Raw genomic sequence first — 566 nt, 5'->3', positions numbered from 1 at the left:
GATTCAAGATGATGATCGCCTTGCCCCGCGCCGCCCCACCGATGACCTCCACGCCCGCACTGGTGGTCTTGGTGAACTCGTCGATGTTGGCCCGCGTCCCCGGCCCCGCCGACGCCGAGGACACCGATGCCACGATCTCGGCATACCCCACGTCCACCACCCGGCTCACCGCATGCACCATCGGAATCGTCGCCTGCCCACCACAGGTCACCATGTTCACGTTCGGCGCGTCCAGATGCGCCCGCAGATTCGCCGGCGGGATCACCCCCGGACCCACCGCCGCCGGGGTCAGGTCGATCGCCCGGATCCCCGCCTCGGCATACCGCGGCGCCGCCGCCCGATGCACGTAGGCACTCGTCGCCTCGAACACCACATCGGGCAACTCGTCACGACCCAGCAGCCAATCCACCCCCTCGTGGCTGGTCTCCAACCCCAACGTGCGCGCCCGCGCCAACCCCTCACTGTCCGGATCGATCCCGATCATCCACCGCGGCTCCAACCACTGCGACCGCAACAACTTGTACAACAGATCGGTACTGATGTTCCCCGACCCCACGATCGCCACC

General features: G+C 67.7%; 1 protein-coding gene. It reads right to left on the bottom strand.

Annotated elements, in window-relative coordinates:
- Window positions 1-565, bottom strand: a 565-nt coding sequence (locus AC30CM_RS26980) for an acetaldehyde dehydrogenase (acetylating) (protein WP_490119972.1), incomplete at its 3' end; no start/stop codon positions are given.
- Between the last annotated feature and the right edge of the window lies 1 nt (window position 566).

It is taken from the genome of Mycobacterium sp. DHQP2018-32-09 (assembly GCF_058148405.1).
Note: the sequence above shows the minus strand (reverse complement) of the source record. Positions and strands in the feature narration are given on the sequence as shown.